Here is a 20,550-nt window from a genome sequence, read left to right on the forward strand (position 1 = left end):
AGGTGGAATTAAAACAAAAAAGACTCACAATTTCTTGTGAGTCTTTTTGTGAGCGCGAAAGGATTCGAACCTTTGACCGTCTGCTTAGAAGGCAGATGCTCTATCCAGCTGAGCTACGCACCCTTAAAATCTTGAAAAAGTCGGGGCGGCAGGATTCGAACCTGCGACCTCCTGGTCCCAAACCAGGCGCGATGACCGGACTACGCTACGCCCCGAGATGGCCATCAATAACGAATTTTACTTCGTTTTTGCGGTTGCAAAGGTACAATACTTTTTGGAATAAAAAAATAAAATATAGAATAATTTTTAATTAATTTTTTATGAACCCCTTTTGGTTAGCTATACTTATTTAATAACCACGATTTTATATTGTTTTAATTAAAGCAGGTAAAAAATATTTTTTTTTTTCATTGGTCGCCACGTGGTGTTTGTTCCACTCAGGTGATAAATAGGTTTATCAGAAGAATTGGGGAATTCAAAACAAAAAAGACACACAAGAAATTGTGGGTCTTTTATGATCATAGACGGATTATTATTCAACACTTTCAAGGCTGGCTTGATGCAGCTAGTTTACTTGATATTTAATTTCAATTTGCAAGATCAAAGCTTGATATAGTATGAAAGGCATCTATTTCTTTATTTTTTTCTCCTTGAAAAGTATCATAATTAACAACAAGCAATTTCCCTTTATAGATAATAGTTTCACAAGGATTATCCAGTTGTCCATCAGAACCGTCTGCATTGTCATTTTCCCAAATCAGCGAAATTGTATTGGTATCTAAGTTAAGCTGATGTACACTGTTATTCTCATAATTGGCGATAAAAATTGAATTTCTTTTTTCGTCATAAAAAAAACCGTCACAGCATCTTAACAGGTCTGAATCGAAAACTATTGTATTCGATATTACTTTTCCGTTTTTGTCAAATTCTAGTTTATTAATAACGCCGTCTCCAAAATTTCCGGCGTACAAATTTCCTTTTTTATCAAAAGCAATCCCGTCAATTCCTATGGTTTTTTTTGTAATTTCTGGTTTTAAGGTAAAAGTTGCAATGAGGTAATTTTTCTTATTATCTGCATCTAAAGTGATGTTTTTAGAATTTAATTGTTTCATTGTAAAACTATAAATTCCGCTTTCTCTTCTGTTTTTAAATAATGCGTCTGTTATATAAATTCTGTTTTTAGACCATCTTACGGCTTCTCCGAAATTAAATCCTTCAACCAAAACTTCAGCATTTACCGGTTTTCCGTCTTTTACATTCACCCGAATCAATCTAGAAAAATTTTCGTTTCCTGTAAAAAATTGATTATCCATGAAATATAAATTTCCATCGGGACCAAATTCCATTCCCATTGGATGTACTTTTTTAGTAATAGGATGCAATGGAAGTTGATCAAACCAAGTGATGGGTTTATCATTTTTATCAAAAGTTAGAATTTTGCTTCTGTATTGATCAAATGTGGTTGGATTTGTGATTGATAAAAATAGATTTCCCTTTTTATCTAAAGCCATTCCGTCTGGCGTTTGGCAGGTTTCTCCCAAATCAGCAAACAAGGTGGGCTTTATGAGTTTAGAAGTTTTGCTGTATACTATTTTTTGTTGGGTCTCTTGCGAAAACAGGTTTAAGGTAGTCATTAGAAACAGAATCCCAATTGCATTTTTAATTACTTTTTTCATTTCGTTTAGTTGGTTTAATCATTTCTCGTTAAAAGAGTTTTTATATTACTTAACAGTGCTGTCGGTAGAATAATAAGTGTGATCATTTTTGTTATTTTAAGCGAATATAATCACGTCATTATGATCCTGTTTTGAGTAGAGTCGAAGAGCTTGTTTAAGCATTCAAATAATCGATTTTTAAATTTTATTGAATTCGTATGCCGAAATACATTTTTCAGAAGCTAAAACAGGCTATTCATATTAATTGACGGACTATATTTCTATATTTTGTTACTTTGCCATCAATTAAAATATATAATGAATTTTATTAAGAGAATTGACTTAAGAAGGACGGCGCTTCATTGTTTATACTGGATTTTATTTTTGCTATTTTTTTTTTCAAATAAATCTGACAATGAAGATTCTTATGCATTCATTGTTATTTATTCCTGTAAAATTTTAGCACAGGCCGTTGCTGCTTACGGTTTGATATATTGGATTATTCCGGAAACATTAAATAAAAAAAAATATTTATTTTTCATAATTTCTGCCTTAGGCTGGCTTTATATTGTTTTTGCTCTTTTAATAACTTTAAAATTTTATTATCTAGAACCCAGATTCCCAGCTTTCTTCGATGATTGGCTTGGGCATACAATGACGATGCGTGAACGTCTTACTTCGGGCAAATTGATAGTAAGAGAGTTTTCTTTTATCACATATCCCGTTATTATTTTAGGATTTATCAGTTTTAACCGCAAACAACAACGTCTTTTAAAACTGGAAGAAGAAAAAAGGTCGATTGAATTAAAGGTGCTGAAAAACCAGTTGAATCCTCATTTCTTGTTCAATACTTTAAATAATCTATATACTTTAACCCTAAAAAAAGATGATAAGGCACCTGAAATAATTGCTAAATTATCTGAGATTTTAGATTTTGTTTTATATCGTTGCAATGAAGATTATGTTTCTGTAGAAAAAGAAATTACGCTGATTGAGAATTATATTGCTCTGGAAAAATTACGTTATGACGAAAACAGATTGGATGTTTTATTTACGAAAGATATCCAGGAAAGTAATAAGATTTCGCCTTTAATTGTATTGACTTTTATCGAAAATGCTTTTAAACATGGTGTAGTTAATGAAACTGAAAAAGCAACAATCAGGTTGGATTTAGAAAGTAAAAAAGGACAAATTATTTTTAGTATTGAGAATACAAAACCTCAAAATGGATTTGCCCAAATTTCAGACAAATCTAAAATTGGCTTAGAAAATGTCAGGAAACAATTGGATTTATTATATCCAAAAAAGTATCAATTGCAAATTGAAGAAACGCAGATGCTTTATACCGTTAAACTTTGTCTGAAAAATTAAAACCGGAAAGAAGTTTTATAACACCGCCGATAGACCATTCCAAACCATTAAATTAGCTTTTAGAATTCCAAACTACTTATCTCTCATGAAACACAGATGTATTATTGTTGACGACGAACCTTTGGCAAGAGAATTAATAACTTCTCATTTGGCAAATTTTGAAAGTTTTGAGTTAATAGATTCTTTTGAAAATGCATTAAAAGCGTATTCCTTTCTAGAGCATAATTCTGTCGATTTAATCTTTTTAGATATTGAAATGCCTCTACTGAAAGGAAATGATTTCTTGAAAAAATTAAAAAATCCGCCTAAAGTAATTTTTACAACAGCTTACAGAGAATATGCAATTGAAAGTTACGAGCTTAATGTGGTCGATTATCTTTTGAAGCCCATTACATTTGAACGTTTTTTTGTTTCAATAGAAAAATTTAAACAGTTTCAACCTCCAAAGAAAGCAGTTAATGCGGGATCAGAAAGTTATATTTTTGTAACAAGTGGCAATAAACATATTAAAATTATCTTTGATGAGATTGTGTATATCGAAAGCCTGAAAGATTACATAACGATCCATTTGGAAAGTGGGAAATCACATCATATAAAACAGAATATTTCGGTTTTTGAAAAATTATTGAATTCTGAATTTATTCGAATTCATCGTTCTTTTATTATTCATACAAAAAAAATGACTGCTTATACTAAGAACGAAATTGAAATAAACTCCATAGAAATTCCCATTGGAGCCAGTTACAAAGAAAACTGGCAAAATTATTTGGAAACAATTATTTTAAAATAGTAAAAATCGAATCTCATATTGAATCAAGCTTCAATGTGAATGAAGAAAAAGTGATCGTTGTATTGGATTTTCTGTATCTCATGTCAAAGAAATACAATAGGCCAAAGATATAACCTTGAGATCTTAAGGAGTGATCAAATTTCTGAAAATGCCTATTAAATATACACTGAAATACTTTTATAAAAGATCAGGCAGTAATAGTTTGGCGTCAGATTTTAATGATATAAAAAAGGAGACAACTATTAAATAGTGTCTCCTTGAGTGAGCGCGAAAGGATTCGAACCTTTGACCGTCTGCTTAGAAGGCAGATGCTCTATCCAGCTGAGCTACGCACCCTTAAAATCTTGAAAAAGTCGGGGCGGCAGGATTCGAACCTGCGACCTCCTGGTCCCAAACCAGGCGCGATGACCGGACTACGCTACGCCCCGAGATGGCCATCAATAACGAATTTTACATCGTTTTTGGGGTTGCAAAGTTGCAATACTTTTTGGAATAAAAAAAATAAAATGAGAAGAATTTTTAATTATTTTTTTGTGAGCCCTTTTGATTGTCTTTATTGAGTTAATAACCATGGATTTATGATGTCAAAAAAAAATATTTATTTTTTTCAACTCATATGAAGAACAGGAACAAAAGATGGCAAGAGCATGATTTTTAAAATCCTTACGAAAGAAAAAAATTAAGCAAACAGTTTCTTTTTCTAATCTAAAAATAAGAAAATCTCCCTTAATTCCTATATTTGCCGGATGAAACGATTAATGTTGATGAGCCTGCTTTTCCCGGTACTTATTTACTCTCAGACAAGCGGAAAAGTAATCAAAATTTCAGATGGAGATACAATCACCTTACTTTTAAAAGGAAATGAACAAAAAAAGCTTAGACTGGCTGAGGTAGATTGCCCGGAAAATGGACAGCCATTTGGGAAAAATGCCAAGCAGTTTACTTCGGCTCAGGTATTTGGTAAAACAGTTAAGTTTATTGAAACCAATAAAGACCGCTATGGTCGCTCTGTAGCTAAGGTTTACTATGATAATGGTAAATACCTTTCAAAAGAGCTTATAAAAGCTGGAATGGGGTGGTGGTACTTCTCCTATTCCAAAGATGCTTCTTTGGGGCAATTGCAGGAAAATGCACAACGTACTAAGACGGGTTTGTGGCAGGATGTTCATGCAATGGCACCTTGGGATTACAGAAAAATGAAGAGAGAGCAGAGAAATAAAAAATATCAGGTTGCCAAAAATTAATAATAGAAATATTGGCCGAAGTGGATTTTACTTGAGAATATTCATTTAATAATACTTTTGAAAAAAAAACTAAACGTGTGTTGATTTAGATTTGTAAAATGTTGTTTTTTAGTATTTTGTAATTATTCGTACTCTTTCTTATAACTATTCATACCTGTTTTTTTAGATAAATGAGGCCGAATACTTTTATTCGGTCGCATAAGAGATTTTACTTTTTCAAATTTGTATCGAAATAATTTTATAACATTAAACAACGATACAATGAAAACTTCATTCACCTTTTTAGCAGTTCTATTATTAATCAGCAGTTTTTCTTTTGGACAAGATTTTTCCAAGAAAATTGATTCCATCGTAAAGGATAATTATCAAAAGAATCCTGATGCAGGAATTAGTGTTGGCTTTATCAGTAATAATAAAGAGTTTTTCACAGCATATGGTAAATTGAGCAAAGAGAGTAAAATTGATATTGATAAAAATTCCATTTTCGAAATTGCTTCTATTACTAAAATCTTGACTTCTAATTTAATTGCGCAGGCGGTTATTGATCATAAATTTAAAATAGATGATTATATTGACAATTATCTGCCAAAAAGATATGTTTTAAATGCAAATCTTAAAAACAAGATAAAAATTTCAGATCTGGCATCTCATCAATCCGGCTTACCTGACTTGGATTTTGGGAAATTAATGAAACTGAATCCACAGCAGCCTGTAAGTAGTGTTACTGAGAAATCTTTGGCTTCTATTATTAATAACTGTACTGAACTTATTGACTATGGGAAGTTTCGTTATTCTACTATTGGATATACTTTACTTGGAGAGATCTTGGAAACGGTGTATGCTAAAAGTTATGATGAAATAATTCGTGAGAAAATAATTCGTCCTTTAAAAATGAAAAATACATTCACAAAGGATTTCAATGTGAAAAATAGAACAACAGGTTATAATCCTGATGGTGGAGCTCAGGAATTCTTCAAATGGAATGTTACTGCACCTGCTGGATTGATAAAATCAAATACTTCTGATATGGTAATCTATTTGAAAGCAATTTTAACCCAAGGAAATCCTATATATGAAGCTGCATTAATAACAGAAAAGATCTATTATAAAGACGAAAAAAGAGAAATAGGGCTAGGGCTTGGTATTAGTACTGATGATCAGAATACAATCTATTTAAAGTCTGGAGACTCTATGGGGCAATCTTCAATCATCTGCTACAATAGGGCTAAAAAATGGGGATTCATCATTCTTTTAAACCAAAGAAACTCAAAAATGAGACAAAACCTGCTCAATATAATCTATGATAAAGTTTTGAAATAGATTGTGGATTTAAAGTAAAAAAACCGCTTCAACATTTGAGGTGGTTTTTTTATGATAATATTGATAAAGTGTATTGTAGCCTTTAAAAATTCATTAATATTGTTTAAAATATTCAGAATGTACATGGTGTGTATTTTCGAGTTGACAGCAATTTTAAGTTCATTGATGCTTATGCTAAAAACAATAGAGATGAGGTCTATAATAATATCTGTATTTATTACTCTGTTTTCAATAACATTATTTCATTCACAGACTTCTGAAAGGAAATTTATATCCATCAACAATAAACAAATGGCATATAAAACCTTTGGGCTTGGTGAAAGAAAGGCTAATGAGCCAATTCTAGTCTTTGAAAGTGGGCTTGGTTCAGGTGGCGGTGGGTATGGCAGTTTGTTCCCTTTTATTCAAAAAAAATATCCAGGAATAGTTTATGATAGGAATGGAATTGGGGAATCTGAAATCGATACTTCCATACAAACAGATGAAGAGGTTATAAAAAGACTTCACGATTTGTTAGCAGCTTTAAAAATAAACCCACCTTATCTATTGGTAGGACACTCGATAGGCGGACCATTTATACGTTTGTATGCTTCAATGTATCCAGATGAAGTTTGTGGTTTGTTTTTCATAGATCCAACAGATTTTATGCTTACAAAAGATGAAGACCGCAAAGTGAAAATAAATACATCAAGCTCGACAGGCTACAGGGAATTATTTGAAATAAACCTTAAAAATATCATCAATGATAGCTCAATATCAAATGGTTTTCGAAATGAAGCAAAGAGAGAGTTGAATGAGAGTTCACCAGAGTTCTTTAAAAGATACAAATCCTTGCAACCTCTTAAAGATGTTCCTGTAACGGTGATGATTTCATATAACAAGCATATTGAACATTACGAAACAGAAATGAATGAAAAACAGAAATTAGGAATCAATTTAATCCCGTGGTGGAAAGAGTTGGATGATTTAAGAATAAAGCATTATGCAGAGATGATAAAAAATAACAGTAATAGTCAGCTTATCCTATTGCCGCGCTATAGCCATGGAATACACCAGCAAGACCCAAAAACTGTAGCAGAAGCTTTAAATGATACATACGAAAAATGTCTAACTTCCTTAAAAAGTAAGTAGAATAAATAATAGATATTTGATTAGGGCTATTTGCAGTGAATGGAAATTCTAGAAGAAATGGTGATAAGGAACCATCTATAAAAAAATAAGGTCATTTAAAACATATGTTTTAAATGACCTTATTTGTGAGCGCGAAAGGATTCGAACCTTTGACCGTCTGCTTAGAAGGCAGATGCTCTATCCAGCTGAGCTACGCACCCATTTGTAATTTTGAGAAAATTACTAAAACAGTCGGGGCGGCAGGATTCGAACCTGCGACCTCCTGGTCCCAAACCAGGCGCGATGACCGGACTACGCTACGCCCCGAATATATAAGAGTGCGGAGGGTAAGGGATTCGAACCCTTGCGACACTTTCGCGTCGACAGTTTAGCAAACTGCTCCATTAACCACTCTGGCAACCCTCCTTTTTGTTTATTTTTTAATGATCGTTGTTCCGTTATTGCGAGTGCAAATATAGAATAGATTTCTTTATTTACCAAATAAAATTCAAGAAAAATTTGTGTATTTTTGAGGTAATAAATCATTCAAAAACCAAACTGATGCGTAAAACATTATATATCATCGGATTAAGCACATTCGTTTTTTCATGTACTTCCCAACAAAATGTAAAAAAAAATACATACAAACCGAAAACCCCAGTGGTACAGCCAAAACCCGTGGCTAAAACACAAACTTCGGAAGCTCCAAAACCAAAAATTACAAACGAGCACGGAGTAGAATTTTTTACTACTAATATAGCAGACGCAACAAAAAATGATAATACAGCAAGTTACGGTTCTATTGTATCTGCAAAACCGGCCGGATATAAGGTAGTGAAAACTTATTTCCCTGCTGTTGCTCAGAATTTCAGACAACGTTACCTTATATTGCATTATACCGCACTTCCGGATGATAAGTCCATTACAGTTCTTACACAGCAGGCTGTAAGTGCCCATTATCTGGTAAATAATACAGGAGATAACGAAATCTATCAACTGGTGGATGAGAATAAGCGTGCCTACCATGCAGGAGTAAGCTCGTGGAGAAGCGATAAAAACCTTAACGATACTTCAATAGGAATTGAAATTGTGAATGCAGGCTTTCCTAATGGAACAGCTACAAGAGTATTTGCTCCTTTTAGTGACGATCAGGTAAGAAAGGTTGCTGCATTGGCAAAAGATATTATAACAAGATATCAAATTCCGGCAACTAATGTTCTTGCTCATGCTGATATTGCCCCTACAAGAAAGCAGGATCCGGGGCCAATGTTCCCATGGAAAAAGCTTTATGATGAATATCAGATAGGAATGTGGTATGACCAGACTACCAAGCAGGATTACTTTGATCTTGCACAGGAAGACTTTGTCGTAAAATATAGTGATCCGTCATTTATTTTTGGTATTCAGACTGCATTGCAAAAATTCGGATATGGAGTAGAGCCTAGTGGAAAATGGGATGATGCTACCAAGAAGACCATTGAAGCATTTCAGTATCACTTCCGTCCACAAAACTATGACGGAATCATGGATGCTGAAACATGGGCAATACTGCAAGCTTTAAATGTAAAATATTCAGTAAAATAAATTTAAGTTAAAGCGCATCGGTTAGATGCGTTTTTGCTATCTTTAAACGATCAAAAACAGTAAAATATCTGTAATGGAAAATTTCAGAAAAGAGAGTGATCTATTAGGCGAGTTGAACGTGCCTTTAGATGCTTATTATGGGGTTCAGACACAAAGAGCAATCAATAATTTCAAGATTTCGGGACAACTTTTGTCTTCGTATCCGGATTTTATCAAAGGATTGGCTTTTGTAAAAAAAGCAGCAGCAAAAACAAATTATGAATTAGGTCTTCTTGACGAAAGCCTGTATTTCAAGATAGCAGAAGCGTGCGACGAAATTGTAGATGGGAAATATCATGACCAGTTTCCGGTAGACATGATTCAAGGTGGGGCAGGAACTTCAATCAACATGAATGCAAATGAAGTAATTGCCAACGTTGTATTAGAAAAATTAGGAAAGAATAAAGGCGAGTACGAATTCTGCTCACCAAATGATCATATCAACCTTTCGCAGTCTACCAATGATGCTTATCCTACAGCAATCAAAATGGGATTGTTGCAGATGAATATAGGCCTGGTAGAAAAACTAGAGAAAATTATAGCAGCTTTCCGTGCAAAAGGAGAAGAATTTCAGGATGTTATTAAAATGGGACGTACACAGCTTCAGGATGCTGTACCGATGACATTAGGACAGGAATTTGAAGCCTATGCAGCTACTTTGGAAGAAGATATTTCCAAGCTGAATAATAATGCTAACCTTTTTGTAGAAGTGAACATGGGGGCCACAGCTATTGGAACAGGATTAAATGCTCCGGTAGGTTATGCCGTTCTTTGCGCTAAGAATTTGGCTCAGATTACAGGGTACCCGGTTATTTCTGCGCCTAACTTGGTGGAAGCAACTCCGGATACCGGATCTTATGTGATTTACTCTTCTGCAATGAAGCGTCTTGCTGTAAAACTATCTAAAATCTGTAATGATTTAAGACTACTTTCATCAGGACCAAGAGCAGGATTATTCGAAATCAATCTTCCTCCAATGCAGCCCGGTTCATCCATCATGCCAGGGAAAGTAAATCCTGTGATTCCGGAAGTGGTTAACCAGGTTTGCTTTAAAGTATTTGGAAATGACCTGACAGTAACTTTTGCCGCAGAAGCAGGACAATTACAACTTAACGTAATGGAGCCTGTACTTTCCCACGCTATTATGGAGAATATCAATTTCCTTTGCAATGCACTGGATACTCTTCGTGAAAAATGTGTAGTAGGAATTACAGCCAATAAAGAAGTGTGCCTGAACATGGTGAAACACAGCATTGGAATTGTAACAGCACTTAATCCTTATATTGGCTACAAACAATCCACAGAGATTGCGAAAGAAGCATTAGAAACAGGAAAAAGCGTTTACAACCTTGTATTGGAAAAAGGAATTCTTTCCCAGGAAAAACTGGACGAAATCCTTGATCCGAAAAACATGCTGAAACCGCATAACAAATAACATACAATAAGTGCTAAGTGGCAGCTTTAGGTCACTTAGCACTTGTTATTCATCATTTATAAAATAATTCGTGAGGTTTTTAATCATTATTCCTGCCCACAACGAAGAGCAGAACCTCTCATTCACTCTGGATTCCCTGCAAAAGCAAAGGAACAGAGACTTTAAGGTAGTGGTCGTTAATGACGGATCCACAGACAAAACACCTGAAGTCATCAGGAAATATACAGAGAGTGATTCCCGTTTTGAAACCATTAATCTTCAAAAATCAGAGCATCAGCCAGGATCCAAGGTTGTACATGCCTTTAAAAACGGCTTACAGACCCAATCTCTTGATGAGTTTGATGTCATCTGTAAATTTGATGCCGATATTATTCTGCCCGAAAACTATCTGGAAGCTGTAGCTCACGCCTTTATAAGCAATCCAACATATGGATTAGTAGGCGGATTACTCTATGTAGAAAAAGAGGGAAGTTGGGTGTACGAAGGAAATTCTAATAAACACCATGTAAGAGGCCCAATGAAAGCTTATCGAAAGGAATGTTATATTCAAATGGGTGGGTTAAGGGAAACCTTGGGCTGGGACAATATAGATTCCATATTGCTGGAACACTTGGGATGGAAAGAAATTGTCTTACCAGAACTTCATGTAAAGCTGATTAAGGTAAAAGGAGCAGACTATACCATACGACCTGCCGATTATTATGGTCGATACTTTTATTTCCTCGGATTAAGCAGGTTTCTGGCTTATATTGCCTCTTCAAAAGAAGCTATGAAAAGTAAGTCACCATCATTTTTCCTTGATATTATTAAAGCTTATGAAGCCTGCAAATCTCAAAAACTAGAATTGAAAATTACAAAAGAAGAGCAGAAAGCCGTTAATGACCAACGTTGGAGAATGTTGAAGAAAAAATGGTTGAAAATGTAGGAGAAAATGATGTAAAGGGGTTTTCCAAATCTTGTCAATATCAATAGGAATGGGTTTTAACCCATTTAATAATAAAATAAAAATTCAATTGGCTTTAGCCAAAATCTATTTAATACAATTAATCAGTGAAAAAAATAGCCTACATAGAAATTGATACCCACGCAGAAATAGCACAGGCCTTTATGAATATCATAGAGGGAAATCAACATTTCAGTGTAGATTATTATTTTTCAAAAAAAATCAAGGATCAGATCAATGAATCCGATGCAGCAGTGTTTCTGTCAGATAGTTCTATGATTTTAGATCAGTTGAAAACCAAGAAATATGATCTGGTTATTATTGGCACTGTTCATCGTTTTTTCAATACATTTTTAGCGGTAACAAAGAAATACAATACAGCTGTTATTACCCATAATCTGAACTTTACACAAGCTTCAAGGCTGGATTTGATAAAAAGTGTATTCAAAGGAGATGTCATGTACAGATTGAAACTTTGGTGGAAAGAAGGCTTGCTTTACTCTACCAAGGTGTATCAGACATCCGGATCTCTTGTGGTATTGGATGAGGCTTTGATTTCGGATAGGCATCAGTTTTTACCTCTTTTTTATACAAAAACCTTTGATAAAACTGAAAATGAAAATCTAGTCATTGTTATTCCTGGTGGTGTTTCGCAGAAAAGGAGGGATTATAATCATATTTTTAAAACCATTCAAGGGATAGGGACAAGTATGAACTGTGAATTTGTATTCCTTGGAAAAGCAAAGGATAACGAATTAAAACAGCTTGAAAATTTATCCTCAGCATTACCTGAAAACATCACGATTACTTATTTTTCAGAAAGGGTTTCTGCTGGAGACTTTGAGAAATGGATGTGCAAGGCTGATATTCTTTGGTGCCCTATTCAACAGGAAACAGAATTTTTCAGCATCAAGGAAGTGTATGGAAAGACCAAAATGACCGGGAATATCGGAGACGCTATTGCCTATGGAAAATTAGCGGTTTTCCCTAATAACTATCCCTCAAAACTAGATTTTATTCTGGCTGAAAAAGAAAACGTTCAAGAGCAATTGAATGGGCTTTCAAATAATTATTTTGACTTCCAAAAAAGCTATGGCAAAGAAGAAATACAAAAAGGATTAGAACAGCTATTGAACAAGCTTATTTCCAAATAAAAGTCTTTTTTGAATCTGAATTTAACTCTCTCGGCTTTCTTAGTTTTATTACTTAAACTTAAAAATACTCTTAATAAATCTGGCGTTCAGGTAATCTTCTATCGGGAATATCTTTGTAAAGTAATTTCCTACGTAGATTAACGCTAAAACTACAGCTGGTTTATACATCAGATTGATGAAATTGCTGTGGAAATTAGGTAAAACAATAGCCACCGTAATAGCTAGAGTACAGATAATTGAAACAAAGATCATTTCAATCGTCAACGGCGAAACCTTAAATACAAAGTAGTTGAAGACGATCTTAACCACGTTGTAAATGGTCAGGGAAATTGCAGTAGATAAAGCAATTCCAATAAGCTTCAGATCCGTATTTTTGATGAAATAATAATTCAGTCCAATCGTTAATCCAGCCAACAAAAGCATTACTAAAATATTGAATCTGTAGTATTTTGAGAGCGAAATAATATTCCCATTGAATCCGGTTGCCAGATCTATTAAGACAGCAGAACCCCAGATCCATACTACAGGTTCATATTCCCTGAGCATTGTTCCGTTTTTTGGCATAAACTGGGTAAGGTAAGGGAATCCCACCATGATACATGAGAATAAAACTGCACCTAAAAAGTATAAAGACAATGAGGTCTTTTTGTGAAACCTGTCCAGTTCTTCCATATCTCCATCAGCCAGTGTTTTGTTGATGATGGGAGCCGAAATATTGAACAACCCCAGTTGTGGGATTGAAATCAGGGAGATCAAGGCATACAGGACAGAATAAATTCCGACCTCTTCCATACCCATGAATTCCCCAATCATAAAACTGTTAATGGCCAGATAATTTCCAAAAGTTCCCAAAAATCCGAAAAAGCTGTAATTGAAAAACTGCTGCCAGAAATTATTTTTCTTGAAGTAATCCGTATTGAAATCAAGCTGAATTTTTTCCAGTTTGTTGGTGTAATAAATATATCCGAAAAGCATCAAGGCAAATATGCCGAAGAAAAATGCAAATGCAATCTTTTGGGATAATGCAAAATAATAAAACAGACAGAAAGCTCCAAGGTTGGCTATTTTCGGAAATAAATTGTCAAAGATATTAGAGACAACAATCCTTTTGTAATTGGATGTATATTTATTGAAAATGGTACAAAATGAAAGAATTAAAATCAAAGGAAGGATCATTTCCTTAATCTTCCACGCTTCTGAATGTCTGAATTTTGGATAAAAATAAGGCAGTATAAAAAATACACCCGTAAAAATGAGAAAGTTGACAAAAACAGTAAGTAATGACAGCGATAACATATTCTGTTTTTTGCCATCCTTTTCTACCGTGTGAAAAAACTTTACATTAGAGTAGGAGATACCAAGTACCACAAAAGGAACCAGCATTTCAGCAGTAGGGAGGATATAGCGGAGTTTCCCGTAAAATTCAAAATCATTAGGAAAAATGAATATTGCGGAAACTGTGCCCAGCAAAAAACCAATATAACCGATAATGGAATATTTGAAGCCTTGTCTCGCTACTACACTCATAAAGTTGTTTTAAAGGTTTTTAGGTATAAAAATAATATTATTGATGTACTGAGTTTTATTTTTTTCGTCGTTTGTATTTTGTAGCAGAATGTCCTCTGTGAGTGTTTCCAGGATGAAGCTATTTCGATTAAGGTACTTCGCTTCATATCCCCAGCTTTTTACTGTGGAGATTTCATTCCATATTGGTGTTTGGTGGTGTCTTTGTTCCATTTCAACCATAAGGGTTGGAAGAAACTGTTTGATGGTCTCCCTGGCTCCCAAAAGAGTCTTTATTTCATTTCCCTCAACATCGATCTTGATAAAATCTAATCTGCTGAAGTGCTCTAGTGCAGCCCATTCATCTAGCTTGATGACTTTTACTTTTTCCGTGTAGCTTTTTTCTTCACCTTTTTCCTTGTATGAAGTATTTAAAGTTCCACGGGAGGCAATCGTTTTTCCGTTAATAATCGGAACCTTGAACTCGGCTACCGTATTTTCGTCAGAAAGTGCTAAAGGAAGTACCCGCATAGTGGGGAATAGTCTTTTTAGTCTTCTGTAGAGCTTTTTATTAGGCTCAAAAGCATACACGTGCTCATGATCCAGCTTGTTCTCCAGCTGATATAAGAAAGTCCCTACATTGGCACCAATATCCAGAATAATAGCACTTTTAGGAAGGTATTCCTTGATCCATACCAGTTCCGGTTCTACATTACGTTCCGAAAAATTATCTTTATTAAGATTATTTAGGGTCTTAAAATATCTTTTTTTATAAAAATTCGGACTTATATATTGTAGTTTTTCTGCAATTTTTTGGTATAAAGACATCCTTAGCTTTTTGACGAATAGCAAAGATAAACAAAAATGTAAAACTTATCTTAAAAAATGTTAAATATAATCTATTGATTTTCAATGGAAAGGCGTTGTTGGCTGTTTTTCATGAAAAATGAGATTTAACAGGTTATTGATTTGTCACATAGACATCTCTGGTTGCTGAACAGCTTGTTAAATTGATTAAAGTCTAAAAAAAATGGCAAGGTAAATATTTACTGCTTAAAATTAATTTAGGGAATCCCATACAAGAAATTCCCTGAAGTATTTAATAGTATGGGTTTACTAGTTAAAAGGTGTATTTAAAAAATCATTAAATGGTTTCATTAGTTTAAATATCTTAGCCATCGTCTTTACTGCATTCTTGTCCAAGATCTCTTCATCTTTTAAATGATGCAATACAATAAAGTTTTTAAGCCTTAAATATTCAGCCATTGGATCTTCCTTTTCAAAACCCTGAGGAACTTTTTTCAGCTTATCATCCTGATCAAGTTCCGGGAAATATTTTTTGAAATCTTTATTGTTTAGGATTTTAAGAAAATCATTACCATATAAGGATACTTCCTTTCGTACCTCTTTCAATACAGAAGATTCAGGCATGTAGATTCCTCCTGCCAAAAAGGACTTGCCAGGTTCCATATGAAGATAGTATCCTCCTTTCTGATTTCCTTTGCCCATCCCCAAGGACGCACCGAAATTTGTTTTATAGGGTGACTTATCCTTTGAAAATCGAGTGTCACGGTAAATTCTAAATAATGCTTTTTTGCTGTCGATTTTAGCAAGCTCCTCATCAAAACCGGACATTTCCTTGATCAGGTCATCCAGGAAAGCAATAATGTTTTCCTGAGAATCTGTATACAGATTTTTGTTTTCATTGAACCATTCACGGTTGTTATTGATAGATAAATTTTTTAGAAAGTCGAATGTTTTGGGAGAAATGCTTGCTGACATACAGTATTGGTGTTTTTACTTTGGTTGATTTTACCGGGAATTTGTACTTTTTGAAATTTTTCCTTACTTCGGGTTCTGAACTTTATCTCCTGAATCTCAAAATCATCCCAGTATTCAAATTTACATAATAACGAAGAAAATCAAAATAAAAAAGTACAATTGTGTAGTTTTGTTTGAAAAATCATAAATAGTACCAAAAAAATCAATCTGCTTTAATAAAAAAAAATATTGTTTAGCAGGTTTTTAATGATAGGCGTGTTTTTTTAGGTTTTATTTTTTAAAAATTAAGAAAATATTAAAGAATTGTGAATTTAAGATTGTATATTTAAAACTTTGTTTAAAAACAAGTCAAATATTTATTGTATCTTTGCAAAAATTTTAAAATAGTTAATGAATTTATTTACGGAAACCAATTTAAGTCCTGATATCCTTAAGGCAATTGGCGAACTGGGCTACGAAAGCCCAACAGAAATCCAAAAACAGACTATCCCTTTTATTCTTTCAGATATTCGCGACTTGATCGCACTTGCGCAAACAGGGACAGGCAAGACAGCAGCGTTTTCGCTTCCGATTTTGGATATGATTGACGGTACGAGTCGCAAAATCCAATTATTGGTGCTTTGTCCGACACGGGAATTATGTCTTCAGATTTCGAAGGACATAAAGAATTACTCTAAGTACATGAAGGACATCAAAACCACTGCGGTTTATGGTGGAAGTAGTATTGTAGATCAGATGAGATCTTTGAGAGATAAACCACAAATTATTGTGGGAACTCCAGGAAGAGTAATTGATCTTATCAACAGAAAGGCACTTGACTTTTCTGCTATTCATTGGTTGGTATTAGATGAAGCCGATGAAATGCTTTCCATGGGATTCAAAGATGAATTGGAAACAATTCTAAGAGAAACTCCGGAAACAAAACAAACTTTCTTATTCTCGGCAACGATGAATAAAGAAGTGGAAAGAATTTCCAAAAATTATCTTACAAAACCCCACCGTATTTCAGTAGGTTCTATCAACGAAGTGAAGAAGAACATTACGCACGAATACTATGTGGTAGGTTACCGTCAGAAAAAAGAAGCGTTGAAGAGATTGATCGATGCAAACCCGAACCAGTATTCCATTATTTTCTGTAGAACAAGAATGGAAACTCAGGAGGTTGCTGATTTCTTGATGCAGAATGGATATGCAGCTGATGCTCTTCACGGAGATCTTTCTCAAGCACAGAGAGATACAGTAATGAAAAAATTCAGATTGAAGAACATTGATATTCTTGTCGCTACAGACGTTGCAGCAAGAGGATTGGATGTAAACTCTCTGACTCACGTTATTCACTTCTCTTTACCAGATGATCCTGAAGTATTCGTTCACAGAAGTGGAAGAACAGGTAGAGCTGGAAAAGATGGTATTTCCATGGCTTTAATTAAGCCTGAAGAAAGCAGAAAATTGAAACAAATCAAATCTGCTACAAAAATTGAAATTAACGAAAAGTTTATCCCTACAGGAGACCAGATTATCAAGGCTCAGGTGGGAGGTGTTTTCGAGAAACTATTAACAGAACACGAAGATTTATTCGAGTTTGATGATAGCTTAATCCCTGATCTAAGCAAATTTACAAAAGAAGAATTGGTGCACCAGTTGCTACAATTCCAATTAAAGGATCTTGCTTTATATTACAAAGACAAACATGATCTTGTTGAGCAGAAGTTGAGCAGTAGAGATGATGATTACTCAAGAAGAGACCGTGGTCGTGATAGAGACAGAGATAGAGATAGAGGTCGTGACAGAGATGTAAGAGATAGCAGAGACAGAGATCGCGGAAGAGATAGAGATCGTGGCGGAAAACCAAGAAGAAAAGATGAGAACATGGTAAGGTTTTTCTTCAATCTTGGAAAGAAAGATCACTTGAAGAAGCTTGATGTTTTAGATATTATCAATAAAGCGACAGATGATGGAAAAAGCAAGAAAAGAGCTGAAATCGGTGATATCGAAATCTTAGAGAAATTCTCTTTCTTCGAGGTTGAAAAATCGTTCAAAGACAATGTCTTGAGCAATATTCAATCTATGAAGTTCAAAGGAAAAGATATGAGGGCTGAAGTGGCAAACTAACCCCTTGTTCATACCATACAGAACCGGCAGTAATGCCGGTTTTTTTATTTGATAATCAGATGGTAAGCGAATGTTAACAAAACTTAATGTTATATAGTTTCACGTGCAATCCTTTTTTAGGAAATTTGCACTCGAATTATAAATACTAAAAAATGGGAATTGGTAATATTTTCCACGCTTTTCAACCCAAAGATAAAATCTTCTTTGTACTTTTTGAAAAGGTAACTGAAAACCTAGTTGCAATGTCTGAGGAATTCAACACTGGAATTAAGGATTTCGATCTTAATGACGATTCAATGTTGAAAAAAATGAGTGACTTCGAACATAAAAATGACGAACTTACTCATGAGATCTTCGTAGAACTAGGGAAAAACTTCATAACACCTTTCGATCGTGAAGATATTCACACATTAGCAACTGGATTAGACGATATTGCTGATTATATCTACGCTTCTACAAAATATATCTTCCTATACAAATCTCCGGAGATGAAAGCTTACTCAGACTTCTCTCTATTGATCCACAAAGCATGTCTTGAGATTCAGAATGCAATGAAGAACCTTAAAGGGTTCAAGAACATGGAGCAGGTGAAAGAAGCATGTATTAAAGTAAACTCTATTGAAAATATTGCAGATGACTTGCTTTCCAACTCAATGGTAGAATTATTTGAAACCAACGATGCGATTAACATTATCAAAGTTTCATCTGTATTAAACTATCTTGAAATTGTAACTGACAAAGCAGAAGATGTTGCCAATACGATTGAGAACATCATGATTAAATACGCCTAAACAATATTTAACATAGCAAAAAATGGAATTTCCGATTTTACTTATAGTTATTATTGCGCTGGCTCTGATCTTCGATTATATCAATGGTTTCCATGATGCAGCAAACTCAATTGCAACTATAGTTTCTACAAAAGTTTTAACTCCATTCCAGGCTGTACTTTGGGCGGCGCTTTGGAATTTTGCAGCATTCTTTATTGCTGCTTATATTATTGGAGAATTCAAAATTGGTAATACAATTGCCAAAACAGTTAATGAGAATTTTATCACTCTTGAGGTTATATTTTCCGGTCTTATAGCTGCAATTGCCTGGAACCTTTTAACATGGTGGTTTGGGATTCCTTCCTCATCATCGCATACGCTGATTGGAGGTTTCTTAGGGGCTGCTCTTATGCATGCTTTCATGATGGATTATCATGATGTTGCAGCAGCACAGCCAGAGCTTGGGATGTGGGATACTATTAAAGAAGCTTTAAGCCAGGTAACTCATCAGGGTGTTGTAAAGTTTGATAAAGTTATTCCTATCTTCCTGTTCATTTTCATGGCACCCATCATAGGGATGATTATCTCAATCATTATTACATTGATTATTGTACACCTTTATAAAAAATCAAATCCACATAAAGCAGACCAGTCTTTTAAAAGATTGCAGTTGGTTTCATCAGCACTGTTTAGTTTAGGACATGGTTTGAATGATGCTCAGAAAGTAATGGGAATCATTGGAGCAGCGGTAATTTATTATCACGTTAATATGCTTCAGGATGCACAGTATTTGAATATTCCTTCTGCAGGACGTTTTGATTATTTTGCTCAACACTATATTTGGGTTCCTTTAGTTTCATTTATTGCCATTGCTTTAGGTACCATGAGTGGAGGATGGAAAATCATCAAAACAATGGGAACTAAAATTACAAAAGTAACCTCATTGGAAGGAGTAAGTGCAGAAACTGCGGGAGCAATCACTTTATTCATTACAGACCACTTCGGTATTCCTGTATCTACAACACATACGATCACAGGTTCTATCATCGGAGTTGGACTAACGAAAAGAGTTTCAGCCGTAAGATGGGGGATTACAGTAAGCTTACTTTGGGCTTGGGTACTAACCATTCCAATTTCAGCTATTGTAGCAGCAACTACTTATCTTTTGGTAACTTTCCTTTCCTAAGATAAAAATTACAACTTATCATAAAAACTTTGCCCATTTGGGCAAAGTTTTTTGTTTTTTTGAAAGTTGGTTTAAAAAAAAATTTGGTCATAGGCCTCAATTTGATTAAATTATGAAAATATTTGTTTTTTTTGTTTTTTTATTTTGTTTATTTTCTTGCGGTGAAATTGATTGTAATACTGCGAAACAAGGATTCTATCTTAATGAATACAATTTGGTTGTGGAAGATGCAAATATAAATGGAACATGGATAAAAATTAGAGGTTATATTCCAATAACAAATAAAAAATCAAATATTATGGTGCATAATGATTGGATTGACGATTATAATGAAGTTGAAGAGGGAGATACAATAATTAAGAAAAGAGGAGATTTAATGCTTGCCATTCATAAAAAAGATACTATTATCAGGCATGATTGGTATTGCAGAGGAAAGCCTTATAAGTAAGCTAAAGACTTACCTAAGCATTAAATAAAAGAAATAATCTCAGCTGAGTATGATGGTTTCTTTTATTACAAAAAACTTTGTCCATTTGGGCAAAGTTTTTTGTT

Annotated in this window: 17 protein-coding genes and 7 tRNA genes; 13 read left to right on the plus strand and 11 right to left on the minus strand. The window is 34.2% G+C overall.

What is annotated here, in order from left to right:
- Positions 1 to 49 precede the first annotated feature (49 nt).
- The 3 genes from SCA31_RS20220 to SCA31_RS20230 all read right to left on the minus strand — a co-directional run bounded on the left by SCA31_RS20220 (position 50) and on the right by SCA31_RS20230 (position 1,676).
- Positions 50 to 123 (minus strand) — tRNA-Arg (locus SCA31_RS20220).
- Between the two features lie 17 nt (positions 124 to 140).
- Positions 141 to 215 (minus strand) — tRNA-Pro (locus SCA31_RS20225).
- A 372-nt stretch (positions 216 to 587) separates the two neighbouring features.
- A complete protein-coding gene (locus tag SCA31_RS20230) occupies positions 588 to 1,676 on the minus strand; it encodes a hypothetical protein (RefSeq protein ID WP_410698815.1) in 1,089 nt (362 codons plus the stop codon).
- Positions 1,677 to 1,973: 297 nt separating this feature from the next.
- Between SCA31_RS20230 and SCA31_RS20235 the strand changes: the two genes are divergently transcribed.
- Together SCA31_RS20235 and SCA31_RS20240 are read left to right on the plus strand one after the other, a co-directional pair.
- Positions 1,974 to 3,026: a sensor histidine kinase gene (locus tag SCA31_RS20235; protein WP_410698816.1), complete on the plus strand. Its 1,053-nt coding sequence runs from the start codon at positions 1,974 to 1,976 to the stop codon at positions 3,024 to 3,026.
- A gap of 85 nt (positions 3,027 to 3,111) precedes the next feature.
- On the plus strand, positions 3,112 to 3,816 hold the full coding sequence (locus SCA31_RS20240; RefSeq protein WP_410698817.1) for a LytR/AlgR family response regulator transcription factor: 705 nt from the start codon (positions 3,112 to 3,114) through the stop codon (positions 3,814 to 3,816).
- Positions 3,817 to 4,078: 262 nt separating this feature from the next.
- Here SCA31_RS20240 and SCA31_RS20245 read toward each other — a convergent pair.
- Positions 4,079 to 4,152, minus strand: a tRNA-Arg gene (locus tag SCA31_RS20245).
- Between the two features lie 17 nt (positions 4,153 to 4,169).
- Positions 4,170 to 4,244: transfer RNA gene (locus tag SCA31_RS20250), tRNA-Pro, on the minus strand.
- A gap of 318 nt (positions 4,245 to 4,562) precedes the next feature.
- On the opposite strand from SCA31_RS20250, the gene SCA31_RS20255 reads away from it, so the two are divergent.
- The 3 genes from SCA31_RS20255 (at position 4,563) to SCA31_RS20265 (ending at position 7,511) form a co-directional block, all read left to right on the plus strand.
- Complete coding sequence (locus SCA31_RS20255; protein WP_410698818.1) at positions 4,563 to 5,060, plus strand: thermonuclease family protein; 498 nt, start codon at positions 4,563 to 4,565, stop codon at positions 5,058 to 5,060.
- Positions 5,061 to 5,321: 261 nt separating this feature from the next.
- Positions 5,322 to 6,380, plus strand: coding sequence for a serine hydrolase domain-containing protein (locus SCA31_RS20260; RefSeq protein WP_410698819.1), 1,059 nt, complete (start codon positions 5,322 to 5,324; stop codon positions 6,378 to 6,380).
- 171 nt (positions 6,381 to 6,551) lie between these two features.
- Entirely contained in the window at positions 6,552 to 7,511 is a 960-nt protein-coding gene (locus SCA31_RS20265) for an alpha/beta fold hydrolase (RefSeq protein WP_410698820.1), read from the plus strand.
- Between the two features lie 126 nt (positions 7,512 to 7,637).
- On the opposite strand, the gene SCA31_RS20270 is transcribed toward SCA31_RS20265, so the two are convergent.
- From SCA31_RS20270 to SCA31_RS20280, 3 genes are all read right to left on the minus strand, one after another.
- Positions 7,638 to 7,711, minus strand: a tRNA-Arg gene (locus tag SCA31_RS20270).
- 31 nt (positions 7,712 to 7,742) lie between these two features.
- Positions 7,743 to 7,817 (minus strand) — tRNA-Pro (locus tag SCA31_RS20275).
- A gap of 14 nt (positions 7,818 to 7,831) precedes the next feature.
- Positions 7,832 to 7,916: transfer RNA gene (locus SCA31_RS20280), tRNA-Ser, on the minus strand.
- Positions 7,917 to 8,051: 135 nt separating this feature from the next.
- Between SCA31_RS20280 and SCA31_RS20285 the strand changes: the two genes are divergently transcribed.
- The 4 genes from SCA31_RS20285 to SCA31_RS20300 all read left to right on the plus strand — a co-directional run bounded on the left by SCA31_RS20285 (position 8,052) and on the right by SCA31_RS20300 (position 12,645).
- On the plus strand, positions 8,052 to 9,074 hold the full coding sequence (locus tag SCA31_RS20285; RefSeq protein ID WP_410698821.1) for an N-acetylmuramoyl-L-alanine amidase: 1,023 nt from the start codon (positions 8,052 to 8,054) through the stop codon (positions 9,072 to 9,074).
- Positions 9,075 to 9,147: 73 nt separating this feature from the next.
- A complete protein-coding gene (gene aspA, locus SCA31_RS20290; protein ID WP_410698822.1) occupies positions 9,148 to 10,548 on the plus strand; it encodes an aspartate ammonia-lyase in 1,401 nt (466 codons plus the stop codon).
- 70 nt (positions 10,549 to 10,618) lie between these two features.
- Complete coding sequence (locus tag SCA31_RS20295) at positions 10,619 to 11,473, plus strand: glycosyltransferase (protein ID WP_410698823.1); 855 nt, start codon at positions 10,619 to 10,621, stop codon at positions 11,471 to 11,473.
- 125 nt (positions 11,474 to 11,598) lie between these two features.
- Positions 11,599 to 12,645, plus strand: a complete 1,047-nt coding sequence (locus SCA31_RS20300; protein WP_410698824.1) for a hypothetical protein — start codon at positions 11,599 to 11,601, stop codon at positions 12,643 to 12,645.
- 48 nt (positions 12,646 to 12,693) lie between these two features.
- Here the strand turns inward: SCA31_RS20300 and SCA31_RS20305 are convergent, their stop codons facing one another.
- From SCA31_RS20305 to SCA31_RS20315, 3 genes are all read right to left on the minus strand, one after another.
- The gene (locus tag SCA31_RS20305) at positions 12,694 to 14,172 is read right to left on the minus strand and encodes a lipopolysaccharide biosynthesis protein (protein WP_410698825.1); all 1,479 of its coding nucleotides are present in this window, start codon (positions 14,170 to 14,172) and stop codon (positions 12,694 to 12,696) included.
- A gap of 9 nt (positions 14,173 to 14,181) precedes the next feature.
- Positions 14,182 to 14,976 (minus strand): FkbM family methyltransferase, encoded by a 795-nt coding sequence (locus SCA31_RS20310; protein WP_410698826.1) that lies wholly within the window; start codon positions 14,974 to 14,976, stop codon positions 14,182 to 14,184.
- Positions 14,977 to 15,264: 288 nt separating this feature from the next.
- The gene (locus SCA31_RS20315) at positions 15,265 to 15,930 is read right to left on the minus strand and encodes a DUF2461 domain-containing protein (protein WP_410698827.1); all 666 of its coding nucleotides are present in this window, start codon (positions 15,928 to 15,930) and stop codon (positions 15,265 to 15,267) included.
- 390 nt (positions 15,931 to 16,320) lie between these two features.
- On the opposite strand from SCA31_RS20315, the gene SCA31_RS20320 reads away from it, so the two are divergent.
- The 4 genes from SCA31_RS20320 (at position 16,321) to SCA31_RS20335 (ending at position 20,446) form a co-directional block, all read left to right on the plus strand.
- Positions 16,321 to 18,042 (plus strand): DEAD/DEAH box helicase, encoded by a 1,722-nt coding sequence (locus SCA31_RS20320; RefSeq protein WP_410698828.1) that lies wholly within the window; start codon positions 16,321 to 16,323, stop codon positions 18,040 to 18,042.
- 152 nt (positions 18,043 to 18,194) lie between these two features.
- Positions 18,195 to 18,833, plus strand: coding sequence for a DUF47 domain-containing protein (locus SCA31_RS20325; protein WP_027374906.1), 639 nt, complete (start codon positions 18,195 to 18,197; stop codon positions 18,831 to 18,833).
- A 22-nt stretch (positions 18,834 to 18,855) separates the two neighbouring features.
- Positions 18,856 to 19,998, plus strand: a complete 1,143-nt coding sequence (locus tag SCA31_RS20330; RefSeq protein ID WP_410698829.1) for an anion permease — start codon at positions 18,856 to 18,858, stop codon at positions 19,996 to 19,998.
- Positions 19,999 to 20,110: 112 nt separating this feature from the next.
- Positions 20,111 to 20,446 (plus strand): hypothetical protein, encoded by a 336-nt coding sequence (locus SCA31_RS20335; RefSeq protein ID WP_410698830.1) that lies wholly within the window; start codon positions 20,111 to 20,113, stop codon positions 20,444 to 20,446.
- Positions 20,447 to 20,550 lie beyond the last annotated feature (104 nt).

This window comes from Chryseobacterium sp. SIMBA_028, assembly GCF_046535285.1.
Lineage (GTDB): Bacteria > Bacteroidota > Bacteroidia > Flavobacteriales > Weeksellaceae > Chryseobacterium.